14 protein-coding genes are annotated in these 15,456 nt (G+C 67.9%); 11 read left to right on the top strand and 3 right to left on the bottom strand.

The features are described from left to right. Positions 1–4: 4 nt before the first annotated feature. Genes nuoL through AC07OH_RS12440 form a run of 6 tightly spaced genes read left to right on the top strand, consistent with a single transcriptional unit; the run spans position 5 to position 6,490 of the window. On the top strand, positions 5–2,050 hold the full coding sequence (gene nuoL, locus AC07OH_RS12465) for an NADH-quinone oxidoreductase subunit L (RefSeq protein WP_495300858.1): 2,046 nt from the start codon (positions 5–7) through the stop codon (positions 2,048–2,050). A gap of 25 nt (positions 2,051–2,075) precedes the next feature. After that, positions 2,076–3,554 carry an NADH-quinone oxidoreductase subunit M gene (locus AC07OH_RS12460; RefSeq protein ID WP_492682739.1) on the top strand — a complete coding sequence of 493 codons (1,479 nt, stop codon included), beginning with the start codon at positions 2,076–2,078 and terminating at the stop codon, positions 3,552–3,554. 24 nt (positions 3,555–3,578) lie between these two features. Further along, the gene (gene nuoN / locus AC07OH_RS12455; protein ID WP_489058743.1) at positions 3,579–5,066 is read left to right on the top strand and encodes an NADH-quinone oxidoreductase subunit NuoN; all 1,488 of its coding nucleotides are present in this window, start codon (positions 3,579–3,581) and stop codon (positions 5,064–5,066) included. A 14-nt stretch (positions 5,067–5,080) separates the two neighbouring features. Further along, positions 5,081–5,386 carry a DUF2818 family protein gene (locus tag AC07OH_RS12450; RefSeq protein WP_307635456.1) on the top strand — a complete coding sequence of 102 codons (306 nt, stop codon included), beginning with the start codon at positions 5,081–5,083 and terminating at the stop codon, positions 5,384–5,386. 5 nt (positions 5,387–5,391) lie between these two features. Beyond that, the gene (locus AC07OH_RS12445; RefSeq protein ID WP_307693431.1) at positions 5,392–5,997 is read left to right on the top strand and encodes an NUDIX domain-containing protein; all 606 of its coding nucleotides are present in this window, start codon (positions 5,392–5,394) and stop codon (positions 5,995–5,997) included. Between the two features lie 7 nt (positions 5,998–6,004). Then, entirely contained in the window at positions 6,005–6,490 is a 486-nt protein-coding gene (locus AC07OH_RS12440) for a DUF1178 family protein (RefSeq protein WP_495300857.1), read from the top strand. A gap of 22 nt (positions 6,491–6,512) precedes the next feature. Here AC07OH_RS12440 and AC07OH_RS12435 read toward each other — a convergent pair whose 3' ends face one another. After that, positions 6,513–8,300 carry an ABC transporter transmembrane domain-containing protein gene (locus AC07OH_RS12435; protein ID WP_495300856.1) on the bottom strand — a complete coding sequence of 596 codons (1,788 nt, stop codon included), beginning with the start codon at positions 8,298–8,300 and terminating at the stop codon, positions 6,513–6,515. A 78-nt stretch (positions 8,301–8,378) separates the two neighbouring features. Here AC07OH_RS12435 and AC07OH_RS12430 point away from each other — a divergent pair, with 78 nt between their 5' ends. Genes AC07OH_RS12430 through AC07OH_RS12410 form a run of 5 tightly spaced genes read left to right on the top strand, consistent with a single transcriptional unit; the run spans position 8,379 to position 14,276 of the window. Then, entirely contained in the window at positions 8,379–8,915 is a 537-nt protein-coding gene (locus AC07OH_RS12430; RefSeq protein WP_495300855.1) for a MarR family winged helix-turn-helix transcriptional regulator, read from the top strand. Then, positions 8,908–10,386: an efflux transporter outer membrane subunit gene (locus AC07OH_RS12425; protein ID WP_495300854.1), complete on the top strand. Its 1,479-nt coding sequence runs from the start codon at positions 8,908–8,910 to the stop codon at positions 10,384–10,386. Before AC07OH_RS12430 ends, AC07OH_RS12425 begins: the two co-directional genes overlap by 8 nt. A gap of 35 nt (positions 10,387–10,421) precedes the next feature. Further along, positions 10,422–11,747, top strand: coding sequence for an HlyD family secretion protein (locus AC07OH_RS12420; protein ID WP_495300853.1), 1,326 nt, complete (start codon positions 10,422–10,424; stop codon positions 11,745–11,747). A 38-nt stretch (positions 11,748–11,785) separates the two neighbouring features. After that, the gene (locus AC07OH_RS12415) at positions 11,786–13,348 is read left to right on the top strand and encodes a DHA2 family efflux MFS transporter permease subunit (RefSeq protein WP_492682727.1); all 1,563 of its coding nucleotides are present in this window, start codon (positions 11,786–11,788) and stop codon (positions 13,346–13,348) included. Positions 13,349–13,367: 19 nt separating this feature from the next. After that, positions 13,368–14,276, top strand: a complete 909-nt coding sequence (locus tag AC07OH_RS12410; protein ID WP_495300852.1) for a LysR family transcriptional regulator — start codon at positions 13,368–13,370, stop codon at positions 14,274–14,276. A 16-nt stretch (positions 14,277–14,292) separates the two neighbouring features. Here the strand turns inward: AC07OH_RS12410 and AC07OH_RS12405 are convergent, their stop codons facing one another. Together AC07OH_RS12405 and AC07OH_RS12400 are read right to left on the bottom strand one after the other, a co-directional pair. After that, positions 14,293–14,736, bottom strand: a complete 444-nt coding sequence (locus tag AC07OH_RS12405) for a cupin domain-containing protein (RefSeq protein WP_495300851.1) — start codon at positions 14,734–14,736, stop codon at positions 14,293–14,295. A gap of 51 nt (positions 14,737–14,787) precedes the next feature. Beyond that, entirely contained in the window at positions 14,788–15,405 is a 618-nt protein-coding gene (locus AC07OH_RS12400; RefSeq protein WP_495300850.1) for a cysteine hydrolase family protein, read from the bottom strand. Positions 15,406–15,456 lie beyond the last annotated feature (51 nt).

Here is a 15,456-nt window from a genome sequence, read left to right as displayed (position 1 = left end):
CAGTATGAGCGCAACCCTTTCCGCATCCACCTTGCTGGCCGTGCCGATGGCACCCCTGGTCGGCGCCGCACTTGCCGGCCTGTTCGGCACGAAGTTCGGCGGCAACCACATCGGCCGCAAGGTCACGCATTCGCTGACCATCCTGGGCGTGTTCGTCGCCTTCGTGATCTCGGCGATGACGCTGAAGTCGGTCATCGTCGACGGTGCCCGCTTCAACCAGACCATCTACGAATGGATGATGGTTGGCGGCCTGAAGATGGAAGTCGGCTTCCTGGTCGACGGCCTCACGGCCATGATGATGTGCGTCGTGACCTTCGTGTCGCTGATGGTCCACATCTACACCATCGGCTACATGGAAGAGGACGACGGCTACAACCGCTTCTTCTCGTACATCTCGCTGTTCACCTTCTCGATGCTGATGCTCGTCATGAGCAACAACATGCTCCAGCTGTTCTTCGGCTGGGAGGCGGTGGGCCTGGTGTCGTACCTGCTGATCGGCTTCTGGTTCAACAAGCCCACGGCCATCTTCGCGAACATGAAGGCCTTCTTGGTCAACCGCGTGGGTGACTTCGGCTTCATCCTGGGCATCGGCCTGATCGCCGCTTACGCCGGCACGCTGAACTACGGCGAAGCCTTCGCCAAGGCGCACACGCTGGCCGGCATCACCTTCCCGGGCACCGAGTGGATGCTCATCACGGTGATCTGCATCTGCCTGTTCATCGGCGCGATGGGCAAGAGCGCCCAGTTCCCGCTGCACGTGTGGCTGCCCGACTCGATGGAAGGCCCGACCCCCATCTCGGCGCTGATCCACGCGGCGACCATGGTGACGGCCGGCATCTTCATGGTGGCGCGCATGTCGCCGCTGTTCGAGCTGAGCGACACGGCCCTGAGCTTCATCCTCGTGATCGGTGCCATCACCGCGCTGTTCATGGGCTTCCTGGGCATCATCCAGAACGACATCAAGCGCGTGGTCGCGTACTCGACGCTCTCGCAGCTCGGCTACATGACGGTGGCACTCGGCGCCTCGGCCTACTCGGTCGCGGTGTTCCACCTGATGACGCACGCCTTCTTCAAGGCGCTGCTGTTCCTCGGCGCGGGCTCGGTGATCATCGGCATGCACCACAACCAGGACATCCGCTGGATGGGTGGCGTGCGCAAGTACATGCCCATCACTTGGATCACCTCGCTGCTGGGTTCGCTCGCACTGATCGGCACGCCGTTCTTCTCGGGCTTCTACTCGAAGGACAGCATCATCGAGGCCGTGCACGAAAGCCACCTGTGGGGCGCGCAGTTCGCCTACTACGCGGTGCTGGCCGGCGTGTTCGTGACGGCGTTCTACTCGTTCCGCATGTACTTCCTGGTCTTCCACGGCAAGGAGCGCTACGACCAGAACCCCGATGCGCACCATGACGACCATGCGCACGATGCCCATGGTCACGACGATCACGGCCATGGCCACGACGCCCACAAGCCGCACGAATCGCCGATGGTGGTCTGGCTGCCGCTGGTGCTGCTGGCGATCCCCTCGGTGGTGATCGGCTTCATGACCATCGACCCGATGCTGTTCGGCAGCTTCTTCAAGGACGCGATCTTCGTCGACGGTGCCAAGCACCACGCGATGGGCGAGCTGAAGGAAGCCTTCCACGGCCCGGTCGCCATGGCGATCCACGGCCTGCAGACCGCACCGTTCTGGCTGGCGCTGGCCGGCGTGGCGCTGTCGTACTACATGTACATGATGAACCCGGCACTGCCGGCCGCCATCAAGCGCGCCTTCAGCCCGATCTACAACCTGCTCGAGAACAAGTACTACCTCGACTGGATCAACGAGAACATCCTGGCCCGCGGTGCCCGCATGCTCGGCACCGGTCTGTGGAAGGGCGGCGACCAAGCCCTGATCGACGGCGCGATCGTCAACGGTTCCTGGAAAGTGGTGGGGCGTGTGGCCGGCGTCGTGCGCTGGCTGCAGTCGGGCTTCATCTATCACTACGCCTTCGCGATGCTGCTCGGCATCTTCATCCTGATGACGTACTTCGTCTGGTTCAAACGTTGAGCCCGAACGCTGGAGAAAAAGAAAAATGGGTTTGTTGAGCCTTGCCATCTGGGTGCCGATCGCATTCGGCGCCGTGCTGCTGGCGTTTGGCCGCGACGAGCACGCCAAGGGCGTGCGCTGGGTCGCGCTCGTCGGTGCCATCGTGAGCTTCCTGGTCACGGTGCCGCTGTTCACGCGCTTCCAGAACGGAACCGCCGCGATGCAGTTCGTCGAGAAGACGAGCTGGATCTCGCGCTTCAACGTCAACTACCACCTGGGCATCGACGGCATGTCGCTGTGGCTGGTGCTGCTGACCTCGTTCATCACGGTCGTGGTCGTGATCTCGGCCTGGGAAGTGATCACCGAGCGCGTGAACCAGTACATGGGCGCGTTCCTGATCCTGTCGGGTTTCATGATCGGCGTGTTCTCGGCGCTCGACGGCATCCTGTTCTACGTGTTCTTCGAAGCCACGCTGATCCCGATGTACCTGATCATCGGCATCTGGGGCGGCCCGAACAAGATCTACGCGGCGTTCAAGTTCTTCCTGTACACGCTGCTCGGCTCGCTGCTGATGCTGGTCGCGCTGATCTTCCTGTACAACAAGTCGGGCGGCAGCTTCGACATCCTGAGCTGGCACAAGCTGCCGCTGGGTTCGACCGCGCAGACCTTCCTGTTCTTCGCCTTCTTCGCGGCCTTCGCCGTCAAGGTGCCGATGTGGCCGGTCCACACCTGGCTGCCCGACGTGCACGTCGAGGCCCCCACGGGCGGCTCGGCCGTGCTGGCCGCGATCATGCTGAAGCTGGGCGCCTACGGTTTCCTGCGCTTCTCGATGCCCATCGCGCCTGACGCTTCGCACGAGTGGGCGTGGCTCATGATCGCGCTGTCGCTCATCGCCGTGATCTACGTGGGCCTGGTGGCGCTGGTGCAGCAGGACATGAAGAAGCTGGTGGCGTACTCGTCGGTCGCCCACATGGGCTTCGTGACGCTGGGCTTCTTCATCTTCAACGAGCTCGGCGTGTCCGGTGGCATCGTGCAGATGATTGCCCACGGCTTCGTGTCGGGCGCCATGTTCCTGGGCATCGGCGTGCTGTACGACCGCGTGCACTCGCGCCAGATCGCCGACTACGGCGGCGTGGTCAACACCATGCCCAAGTTCGCCGCGTTCGCGCTGCTGTTCGCCATGGCCAACTGCGGCCTGCCGGGCACCGCCGGTTTCGTGGGCGAATGGATGGTGATCCTGGGCGCCGTGAAGGCCAACTTCTGGATCGGCCTGGGCGCTGCCACCGCACTGATCTTCGGCGCTGCCTACACCCTGTGGATGTACAAGCGCGTGTACCTGGGCCCGGTCGGCAACGACCACGTCAAGGAACTGAAGGACATCAACGCCCGCGAATTCCTGATGCTCTCGCTGCTGGCAATCGCCGTGCTGTGGATGGGCCTGTACCCGAAGCCTTTCACCGACGCGATGGATGCCTCCGTCGTCGAGCTTCTGCGCCATGTGGCGATTTCGAAGCTGCCCGTCTGATGCCACGCTGAAGAAGAGAACGAGATGATTGACAAACTCAGCTGGGTGACGATCTACCCCGAAATCGTGTTGCTGGTCATGGCCTGCATCATTGCGCTGGTCGACCTGTCGGACACGAGCCCGCGCCGCACCCGCACCTACATCCTGACGCTGCTCACGCTGGCGGCGGTGGCTGTGCTCACGGGCCTGGCCGCTGTCGGCGGCAAGACCTCTTACGGCTTCGGCGGCATGGTGGTGAGTGACTCGATGGGCAACTGGCTCAAGTGCTTCGCTTCGCTCGCCCTGATGGTGACGCTGGTCTACGGCCGTCCCTATGCGGCCGACCGCGAGATGCTGCGCGGCGGCGAGATGTTCACGATCAGCATGCTGGCGCTGCTGGGCATGTTCGTGATGATCGGCGGCAGCAACTTCCTGCTGATCTACCTCGGCCTGGAACTGCTCACCCTGTCGAGCTACGCGCTCGTGGCCCTGCGCCGCGACAACGCGGTGGCCAGCGAAGCCGCCATGAAGTACTTCGTGCTCGGCGCCATGGCCAGCGGCTTCCTGCTGTACGGCCTGTCGATGATGTACGGCGCGACCGGCTCGCTCGACCTGAACGAAGTGTTCAAGGCGATCTCGACCGGCAAGGTGAACCACCAGGTGCTGGTGTTTGGCCTGGTCTTCATCGTGGCGGGCCTGGCCTTCAAGGTCGGTGCTGCACCGTTCCACATGTGGGTGCCCGACGTCTACCAGGGCGCGCCGACGGCGATCACGCTGCTGATCGGTGCCGCGCCCGAGCTGGCTGCCTTCGGCATCATCATTCGCCTTCTGGTCGACGGCCTGCAGCCGCTGGCCATCGACTGGCAGCAGATGCTGGCGGTGCTGGCGATCGCCTCGCTGGTGATCGGCAACCTGGCCGCCATTGCGCAGAGCAACCTCAAGCGCATGCTGGCCTACTCGACCATCGCGCAGATGGGCTTTATGCTGCTGGGCCTGGTGGCGGGTTCCGATCAGCAGGGCACGCAGAACGCACAGGCCGCCTACAGCGCCTCGATGTTCTACGTCATCACCTACGTGCTGACCACGCTGGCGAGCTTCGGCATCATCCTGCTGCTGGCGCGTGAAGGCTTCGAAAGCGAAGAGATCACCGACCTGGCCGGCCTGAACCAGCGCAGCCCGCTGTACGCCGGCGTGATGGCCATCGCGATGTTCTCGCTGGCCGGTCTGCCGCCGCTGGTCGGTTTCTACGCGAAGCTGGCCGTGCTGCAGGCGCTGATCGCCTCGGGCGCCGCCATCTACATCGGCCTGGCGGTGTTCGCCGTGATCACCTCGCTGATCGGTGCGTTCTACTACCTGCGCGTGGTCAAGGTCATGTACTTCGACGCGCCCGTCACGGCGACCACCGTGTCGGCCTCGTTCGACGTGCGCACCGTGCTCACGATCAACGGTGCGCTGATCCTGATTCTTGGCGTGGTGCCCGGCGGTCTGATGACGCTGTGCTACGACGCCATCGCGGCCACGCTGGCCCACTGACGCGGCCCGCACAGGTGTCGCAAACCGCGTCGGTCTGGGTGGTGCTGCTGGTGGCCCTGGTGGCCGCCAACCTGCCGTTCCTGAATGAGCGCCTGTTCGGGGCGGTGCCGCTGTCGACCGCGCACAAGTCGCTTGCCATCCGCTTCGGCGAACTGGTGGTGCTGTACTTCATTGCCGGCGGCATCGGCCTGCTGTTCGAACGCAGGGCAGGGCAGATCTCGGCCCAGGGCTGGGAGTTCTACGCGGTGACGGCTTCGCTGTTCGTCGTGCTGGCCTTCCCGGGGTTCACCTGGCGCTACCTGATGAAGCACAGGCACTGACCGACATGACTTCTCCCGCACCCGATTCGCATCTGAAGGAAGCGCTCGTCAGCAGCGAGGAGCTCTTCAAGGGCAAGTTCCTGCACGCCAAGCGCGACACCATCCGCCTGCCCGATGGCCACAGCGCCACGCGCGAGTACGTGGTGCATCCCGGCGCGGTGGTGGTGATTCCGCTGCTCGACGACGGCCGCGTGGTGCTGGAGCGCCAGTTCCGCTACCCGGTGGACCGGGTGATCGTCGAGTTTCCCGCGGGCAAGCTCGACGCCGGCGAAGATCCGCTGCTGTGCGGCCAGCGCGAACTGCTCGAGGAAACCGGCTACACCGCGCGCGAATGGGCGCATGCGGGCGCCACGCACCTGGCGGTGGCGTACTCGACCGAGATCATCCACATCTACTTCGCACGCGGCCTCTCGCTGGGCGAGCGCCAGCTCGACCACGGCGAGTTTCTCGACGTGTTCACCGCCACGCCGCAGGAGCTCATCGGCTGGTGCCGCGACGGCACCGTGACCGACGCGAAGACGCTCACCTGCGCCCTGTGGCTGCAGAACGTCCTGTCGGGCGCATGGGCACTGGATTGGCAGGCCGCAGCCTCGCAAGGCGGCGCGGGATAATCCGCGCATGAAGGTCCTCGATCTCCGCTGCACGCACGGCCACGGCTTCGAGGGCTGGTTCGCGTCCAACGAGGCGTTCGACAGCCAGCTCGCCAGCGGCTTGGTCGAGTGCCCGGTCTGCGGGGACACCGCGATCGTCAAGCTGCTGAGCGCGCCGCGCCTGAACCTGAGCAACGCCAAGGCGCCGAAAGAAGAGGGACGCGGCGACGCGGCCCACGCGCCGTCGGCGCCCGCATCGCCGTCCACGCAAGTCTCCGCAACCGCGACTTCACCCGAAGCCCGCTGGATGCGCGCCGTGCGCGAAGTGCTGGCCAAGACCGAAGACGTCGGCGACCGCTTCGCCGACGAGGCGCGCAAGATGCACTACGGCGAAACCGCCGAGCGCGGCATCCGCGGCCAGGCCACGCCGGAGCAGACCGAGGCGCTGCTCGATGAAGGCATTCCGGTGATGGCGCTGCCGATTCCGGCGGCGCTGAAAGAAACCCTGCAGTAACTGACCGACCGACCCGATCGGGTCAGGCCGTGAACTGCAGCGCGGCCAGCCGTGCGTACACGCCGCCTTGCGCCACCAGCGCCGCGTGCGTTCCCTGTTCGACGATGCCGCCGTGGTCCAGCACGATGATGCGGTCGGCCTTCTGCACGGTCGCCAGGCGGTGGGCGATCACGAGCGTGGTGCGGTTTTCCATTGCCGATTCGAGCGCGGCCTGCACCATGCGTTCGCTCTCGGCGTCGAGCGCGCTGGTGGCTTCGTCCAGCAACAGCAGCGGCGGGTTCTTCAAGATGGCCCGCGCGATCGCGATGCGCTGGCGCTGGCCGCCCGACAGCCGCACGCCGCGTTCGCCCAGGAAGGTGTCGTAGCCCTCGGGCAGGGCCTGCAGGAAGTCGTGCGCGAAGGCCGCGCGTGCCGCGGCGTGCACCTCGTCGGCGCTGGCTTCGGGCCGGCCGTAGCGGATGTTCTCGAAGGCGCTGGCCGAGAAGATCACCGCGTCCTGCGGCACGAGGCCGATGCGGGTGCGCAGGTCGTGCAGCGCGAGCGCATCGAGCGACGCACCGTCGAGCACGATGCGGCCCGACTGCGGGTCGTAGTAGCGCAGCAGCAGCTGGAACACCGTGCTCTTGCCCGCGCCGCTCGATCCCACCAGCGCCACGGTTTCGCCCGGCGCGATGTCCAGGCTGAAGTCGCGCAGCGCCGGCGTGCCCGGCCGCGAGGGGTAGTGGAAGGTGATGGCGTCGAAACGGATGGCGCTGCCCGCCGCGGGGACGGGCGTGACTGCCGGTCGTGCGGGTGAGGCGATGGCCGTCGGCGCGTGCAGCAGCTCCATCAGGCGCTCGGTGGCGCCGGCGGCGCGCAGCAGGTCGCCGTACACCTCGCCGAGCACCGCCGTGGCGCTCGCCAAGATCGCCACGTAGACCACGGTCTGGCCCAGGTGGCCGGCCGTGATGTCGCCGCGCAGCACGGCCTGCGTGCCTTCGTACAGGCCCCAGAGCAGGGCGGCCGAGGTGGCAATGATGATGAAGGCCACCAGCACCGAACGCGCGCGCGTGCGGCGCACGGCGGTATGGAAGGCGTTCTCGGTCGAGCTGTTGAAGCGGTCGGCCTCGCGGCCTTCGGCCGTGTAGCTCTGCACCACGGGAATCGCGTTCAGCACCTCGGCCGCGATGGCGCTCGAGTCGGCCACTCGGTCCTGGCTGGCGCGCGAGAGCTTGCGCACGCGGCGGCCGAACCACATGCTCGGCAGCACCACCAGCACCAGGATGCCCAGCACCTGCACCATCACATAAGGGTTGGTCCAGACCAGCACCGCCAGCGCGCCCACGCCCATGACGGCGTTGCGCAGGCCCATGCTCAGCGACGAGCCGACCACCGTCTGCACGAGCGTGGTGTCGGCCGTGAGGCGCGACAGCACCTCGCCGGTCTGCGTGGTCTCGAAGAAGGCCGGGCTCTGCTGCAGCACGTGCCCGTAGACCGCGTTGCGCAGGTCGGCCGTGACACGCTCGCCGAGCCAGCTCACCGTATAGAAGCGCGCGGCCGAAAACAGGCCCAGTGCCACGGCCACCGCGAAGAGGGCGCCGAAGTGCTCGCGCAGCGCCATGGTCTGCGCGCCCTTGTCGGCACTGACCAAGCCGCCGTCAATCAGGCTGCGCAGGGCGATAGGGAAAGCCAGCGTCGTGACGGCCGCCATCACCAGGAAGACCCCCGCCAGGACGATCTGCACGCGGTAGGGGCGAAGGAAGGGGCGCAACCCCGACAGCGAGCGGGGCGAACCCTTGGCTGCGGAGGACGACGGAGGGGAAGAAGCCATGGGCGCGAATTCTACCGAGCCCTTGCCCCCACAAAGGTCGCCTTGACAGTAATTGCCATGACAACTAATATTTCGGTCATGAGCGATGTCCCCATTTCCCCGGTCCCTCCGACGCCCGACGAGGCCGCGCGCCCGCCGGCCGCCTTCTATCGCGCCGAGGACTACCGCGCCGAAGAGAGCATCGGCTACCTGATGCGCCGCATCGTCACGTCCGTCGGCCAGACCGTCGGCACGCGCATGTGCGAGCCCGGCAGCCCCACGTACCCGCAGTGGGTGCCGCTGTACAAGCTGCACGTCGGCGCCGCCACCACCGTGGCCGAACTGGCCCGCGCCTGCGAACTCGACACCGGCGCCATGACACGCCTGCTCGACCGCCTCGAGGCCAAGGGCCTGTGCCGGCGCGTGCGCTCGCTCGAAGACCGCCGCGTGGTCAACATCGAACTCACCGACGAAGGCCGTGCGGCCGCGAAGGAAGTGCCCTATGTGCTGAGCCGGGTGCAGAACGAGTACCTGGCCGGCTTCAGCCCCGAAGAATGGGAGCAGCTCAAGGACTACTTGCGCCGCATCCTCGACAACGCACAGGGCCTCGCGGCCCGTGGAGAGAAGAATGACTGAGTCTTTCGCCGTGCGCGCGCTGCGCCGCACGCCCGTCGTGGCCGCCGCGCTGGCGGTGGTCGCGCTCGCCGGCTGTGCCGACATGGCCGGCATCGGCTCGCACGCCAAGTTGCGCGATGCGTCCACGCTCGGCATCGCAGCCGACCCCGCGCGCGCCACCGTCCCCAGCCTGGACAGCCAGTGGTGGCAGGCCTTCGGCGACAGCCAGCTCAATGCGCTGGTCGACCAGGCCGTGGCCGGCAACCCGAACCTGCAGGTCGCGCGTGCGCGCCTCGTGCGCGCCCAGGCCTCGGCGGACATCGCCGGCGCGGCGCTGCTGCCCAAGGTCGGCGCCGACCTCAACCTGAACCGCCAGAAGTTCAACAGCAACTACATCTACCCGGCGCCGTTGGGTGGCTCGACGCAGAACATCGGCCTGCTGCAGCTGGGCGCGAGCTGGGAGCTCGACTTCTTCGGCAAGAACCGCAGCGCACTCGACACCGCCCTCGGCGTGGCCAACGCCGCCGCCGCCGATGCCGATGCCGCCCGCGTGCTGCTCGCGAGCAACGTGGCGCGCAGCTACTTCCAGTGGGCGCGCCTGAACGAGCAGGTCGAGGTGGCCAAGCGCACGCTGGCCCAGCGCGACGAGACCCTCAAGCTGGTGCGCGACCGCGTCTCGGCCGGCCTCGATACCCGCCTCGAACTGCGCCAGAGCGAAGGCGGCCTGCCCGAAGCCCGCCAGCAGATCGAAGCGCTCAACGAGCAGATCGCGCTGCAGCAGCACGCACTCGATGCGCTCGTGGGCCAGCCCAACGTGTCGGCCTCGCTCAAGCCGCCGGTGCTCGCCGGCGTGAAGCCGATGGCGCTGCAGGCAAACATCCCGGCCGACCTGCTGGGCCGCCGCGCCGACATCGCCGCCGCGCGCTGGCGCGTCGAAGCGGCCACCAGCGACGTGGCCAACGCCAAGACCCAGTTCTATCCCAACGTGAACCTCACGGCTTTTGCCGGCTTCCAGAGCCTGGGTTTCGGCAGGCTGCTCAAGTCGGGCAGCGAGCAGTGGGGCGTGGGCCCAGCCATCCACCTGCCGATCTTCGAAGGCGGGCGCCTGCGCGCCAACCTGCGCGGCAAGTCGGCCGACCTCGACGTGGCCATCGAAAGCTACAACGCCACCGTGCTCGACGCCGTGCGCGACGCGGCCGACCAGGTTTCGAGCGCGCAGTCGATCGTGCGCCAGCAGACCGAGCAGCGCGCCGCGCAGACGGCCGCCGAAGGCGCCTACGACATTGCCGTGCAGCGCTACCGCGCGGGCCTGGGCAACTACCTCAACGTGCTGACCGCCGAAACCGCCGTGCTGGCCCAGCGCCGGCTCGCGGTCGACCTGGCGGCCCGCGCCCTCGACACGCAGGTGGGCCTGGCGCGCGCCCTGGGCGGCGGCTGGCAGCCGCCGGCCACCGCGACGGCGTCGGCGCCGACGGCCGCCATCCAGAACTGATTTGCTGATCCGCCTTCTTCGGAAAGAACTCCATCATGAGCGATAACAACACTCCGACATCCGCTTCCCCCGTGCCCACCCCCGCAGCGCCCGAGGCGCCTGCCAGCAACGGCAAGCGCCGCCGCGCACTCACCGTCCTCGCCACCGTCGTGGTGGTCGCCGGCGGCGGCTGGGGGCTGTACGAATGGCTGGTCGCCAGCCACTACGAGAACACCGACAACGCCTACGTGCAGGGCAACGTCATCCAGATCACGCCGCAGATCGGCGGCACCGTCATGGCCATCGGCGCCGACGACACCGACTTCGTGAAAGCCGGCCAGCCGCTGGTGCAGCTCGACCCGGCCGACGCCAAGGTGGCGCTCGAGCAGTCCGAGGCCGCGCTCGCGCAGGCCGTGCGCCAGGTGCGCACGCTGTATGCCAACAACGGCTCGCTGGCCGCGCAGGTCACGCTGCGCCAGTCCGACATCGCCAAGGCCCAGAGCGACATCGCCAAGGCGCAGGACGACCTGCAGCGCCGCCGCGCGCTGTCGGGCAACGGCGCCGTGTCGAAGGAAGAACTCAACCACGCCGAGACGCAGCTGGCCAACGCCAAGAGCGCACTGGCCGCCGCACAGGCCGGCGTGGTCGCCGCGCGCGAGGCGCTGGCCAGCAACCAGTCGCTGACCGAGGGCACCAGCGTGGCCCAGCACCCGAGCGTGCTGGCCGCCGCCGCCAGGGTGCGCGAGGCCTACCTCGCCACGCAGCGCGTGGCCATGCCCGCACCGGTCGACGGCTACGTCGCCAAGCGCACCGTGCAGCTGGGCCAGCGCGTGGCCGCCGGCACGCCGATGATGTCCATCGTGCCGCTGCACCAGCTGTGGGTCGACGCCAACTTCAAGGAAGTGCAGCTGCGCAACATCCGCATCGACCAGCCCGTGAAGCTCACCGCCGACGTGTACGGCAAGAAGGTCGAGTACACCGGCAAGGTCGCGGGTCTGGGCGTGGGCACCGGCGCTGCCTTTGCGCTGCTGCCGGCGCAGAACGCCACCGGCAACTGGATCAAGGTGGTGCAGCGCGTGCCCGTGCGCATCGCGCTCGACCCCGAGCAGCTCAAGGCCAACCCGCTGCGCATCGGCCTGTCGATGGACGCCGAGATCGACATCACGCAGAAGACCGGCAAGATGCTGGCCGACGCGCCGCGCAGCACCGCCTTCGCGCAGACGCAGGTCTACAGCCAGCTCGACCGCGGCGCCGACGCCGAGGTGGACCGCATCGTGGCCGCCAACCTCGGTCGCGGCGCGCCCACGGCGGCCGTGAGCCGTCCGGCCGCAGCCACTGCGGCACCGGCCGCGCACGCCGCCACGCAGGGCCAGCCGGGCTGATCGCAGCGCGTACTCGCTGAACCCTCACAGCCCGCGCCATGGCCACTGCTGCTCCTGCTTACATCGCGCACCCCCCGCTCGAGGGCTCCGCCCGCGTGTGGGGCACGGTCGCGCTGTCCGCCGCCACCTTCATGAACGTGCTCGACTCGTCGATCGCGAACGTGTCGCTGCCGGCCATCTCGGGCGACCTCGGCGTGAGCACCACGCAAGGCACCTGGGTCATCACCAGCTTCGCGGTGGCCAACGCCATCGCGGTGCCGCTCACGGGTTTCATGACCCAGCGCTTCGGCCAGGTGCGCCTGTTCATGGCCAGCGTGATCCTGTTCATGGTCGCCTCGCTGCTGTGCGGCCTGGCGCCCAACATGACCACGCTCATCCTGTTCCGCGCGCTGCAGGGCTTCGTGGCGGGTCCGATGATCCCGCTGTCGCAGACACTGCTGCTGTCGAGCTACCCGAAGGCCAAGGCCGGCCTGGCCATGGCCATGTGGTCGATGACGACGCTGGTCGCGCCCGTGATGGGGCCGCTGCTCGGCGGCTGGATCACCGACAACATCTCGTGGCCGTGGATCTTCTATATCAACATCCCGGTCGGCATCGTGGCCGCGGCCATCACCTGGACGCTGTATCACAAGCGCGAGAGCAAGACGCACAAGGTGCCGATCGACGCCATCGGCCTGGCGCTGCTGGTGCTGTGGGTGGGCTCGCTGCAGCTCATGCTCGACAAGGGCAAGGAGCTCGACTGGTTCCACTCCGCCGAGATTGTCACGATGGCCGTGGTGGCCGCGGTCGGCTTCGCGTTCTTCCTGGTCTGGGAGCTGACCGACAAGCACCCGGTGGTCGACCTGTCGCTGTTCAAGCGCCGCAACTTCTGGTCGGGCGCGGTGGCCACGGCCATCGCCTACGGCCTGTTCTTCGGCAACGTGGTGCTGCTGCCGCTGTGGCTGCAGCAGTGGATGGGCTACACCGCCACGCAGGCGGGGATGATCATGGCGCCCGTGGGGCTGCTGGCGATCTTCTTCTCGCCGGTGGTGGGCCTCACGGTGTCCAAGATCGACCCGCGCCGCTACGCGACCTTCTCGTTCCTCGTGTTCGCGCTGGTGCTGTGGATGCGTTCGAACTTCAACACGCAGGCCGACTTCGTGACGATCATCATCCCGACGATCATCCAAGGCATCGCGATGGCGTTCTTCTTCATTCCGCTCGTGACCATCACGCTGTCGGGCCTCACGCCCGACCGCATCCCGGCCGCGTCGGGGCTGTCGAACTTCCTGCGCATCACGGCGGGCGCCATGGGCACCTCGATCGCGACCACGCTGTGGGACAGCCGCGCGGCCCTGCACCACGCGCAGCTGGTGGAGTCGGTGAACCCGGGCAACAGCGCGGCCACCAGCGCCATCTCGGGGCTGACGAGCAGCGGCTTCAGCACCGAGCAGGTGCTCGGGCAGATCAACCGCCTCGTCGACCAGCAGTCGTTCATGCTCGCGACGAACGACATCTTCTATGCCTCGGCGGTGCTGTTCCTGCTGCTGATTCCGCTGGTGTGGCTGGCGCGGCCGCAAAAGGGCGGCGCGGGCGGCGACGCGGCTGCCGGCGCGCACTGACCCCGCACGGCCCGCGCGCATGGACCAGTTCGCGGCCATGAAGGCGTTCCGCGCCGTCGTGGAGGCCGGCGGCTTCACCGCCGCGGCCGACGCGATGGACGTGTCGCACACGGTGGTCTCGCGCCACGTCAAGCAGTTGGAAACGGCGCTGGGCGTGCAGCTGCTCAATCGCACCACGCGCCGCTTCGCGCTCACGCAGGCGGGCCAGACCTACTACGAACACGCGCGGCAGATCCTCGACCAGGTCGAGACTGCGGCGCTGGTCGTGGCGCAGCACCAGGTCGAGCCCACGGGCCTGCTGCGCATCAACGCGCCGATGTCCTTCGGGCTGGAGGAGCTGGCGCAGTGGCTGCCGGCTTTTCTCGACGCGCACCCGCAGGTCAAAGCCGACCTCGTGTGCAACGACCGCTTCGTCGACCTGATCGAAGAGGGCTTCGACGTCGGATTGCGACTGGCGTATGCACTCTCGGATTCCACGCTGATTGTCAAGCGCCTCGCCAGCTTCGAGGAGTGGTGGGTGGCGTCGCCCGCCTACCTGCAGCGGCGCGGCACGCCGCAAACGCCCGCCGACCTGGCGGGGCACGACTGCCTGAACTATTCATTGGCCGCGAAGGCCGCACAGCCCAGCTTCACCGCGCCGGACGGCAGCGTCTGCACGGTCGACGTGGGTGGGCGGCTGCAGGCCAACAGCGGGCTCGTGCTGCGCAGCGCCGCGCTGGCGGGCACGGGGCTGGCGGCGTCGCCGGCGTTCCTCGTGCGCGACCCTGTGGCGCGCGGCGACCTGGTGCGCGTGCTGCCCGAATTCCGCCAGCAGCCGCTGAACCTGTACGCGCTGTATCCGCAGAACCGGCACCTGTCGCCGAAGGTGCGGGCGTTTGTCGACTTTGCTGCCGCGCGCTACCTGCCCGCGGACGGGCAGGGCGACTGAGCGCGGCAGCCGCGCCTTACTTCGCTGCGGTGGGCACCAGGTCGAAGCGGTCGCTCTGGTACTGGAACAGCAGACAGTTCGCGCCCGGCTCGCAGCCGCTGCGGTGCGGCAGCCGCGCCGGCAGCAGGTAGTAGGAACCGGCCGGGTACAACACCTTCTTGCCGTCATCGAAGATCGCGTAGAACACGCCCGAGAGCACGACGGACGGAAGCGCCTGCGTGTGGCGATGGTGCGGGTTGTCGAAGCCGGCCGGGAATTCGACGAAGGCTTCGTAGGGGCCCTTGCCCGTCAGGTTGCCGCGCACGTTGGCGTAGCGGATGCCGCCCGCGAGGGCCTGCCATTGCAGCGTGTCGGCCGGCGCCGAGATCGGCGTGCGGGGTGCCGGCGTGGCGGCGGTGGCGAGGCCCGACGCGCTCAGGGCGCAGGACAGGGCGAGGAACAAGGCGGAAGAGCGTTGCATGGTCATGGATCGAAGAGGGTGGATTCGTGGGTGCATGCGAAGGGCAGGGCGTCAGCGGCCCGCGTCCAGCAGTTGCAACACCTCGTCGGTCGAGCGCACCTCGGCCACCACATCCGACACGCCGCGCAGCGCCGCGCGATGCAGTTCGCGGTGGCCCAGCACGCCGCCTTCCTCCAGGTCGAGGTCGCGCGTCGCGCAGGCATCGCCCACGATGAGGCTCTGGTAGCCGCGCGGTGCGGCATCGAAGGCCGTGGCCGACACGCACATGTGCGTCATGAGGCCCGTGAGGATCAGCGTCGTGATGCCGCGCGCCTGCAGCTCGGCCTCGAGCGCGGTGCCGGCGAAGGCGCTCGGCGTGGCCTTGCGCAGCACGGCGTGCTGCGGCGCCGGGCGCAGTGCATCGTGGATGCCGAAGGCGTGGCTGCCCTCCGCGAAGATCGGACTGTCGGCGGGCGCCACGTGCTGCACATGGAACACCGGCACCGCATGCCGGTCGGCGGCATCGATCAGGCGCCGCGCCTGGCGCAGGGCGGCCAGTCCGTCGGTAATGGGCATGCGCCCGTCGAAATACTCGTTCTGGAAGTCGATCGCGATCAGCGCCGTGGCGGCGGGATCGAGGCGGCTCGTGGGCACGGCGCCGGTGAGGCTGCGGATGCTGGGGTGCTTCATGCGTTCTCTGCGTGAGTGAAAGAAGGCCTGAAGCGTAGGCAGCCCGCGCGC

The organism is Variovorax sp. GW821-FHT10C12 (assembly GCF_059415405.1).
Note: the sequence above shows the minus strand (reverse complement) of the source record. Positions and strands in the feature narration are given on the sequence as shown.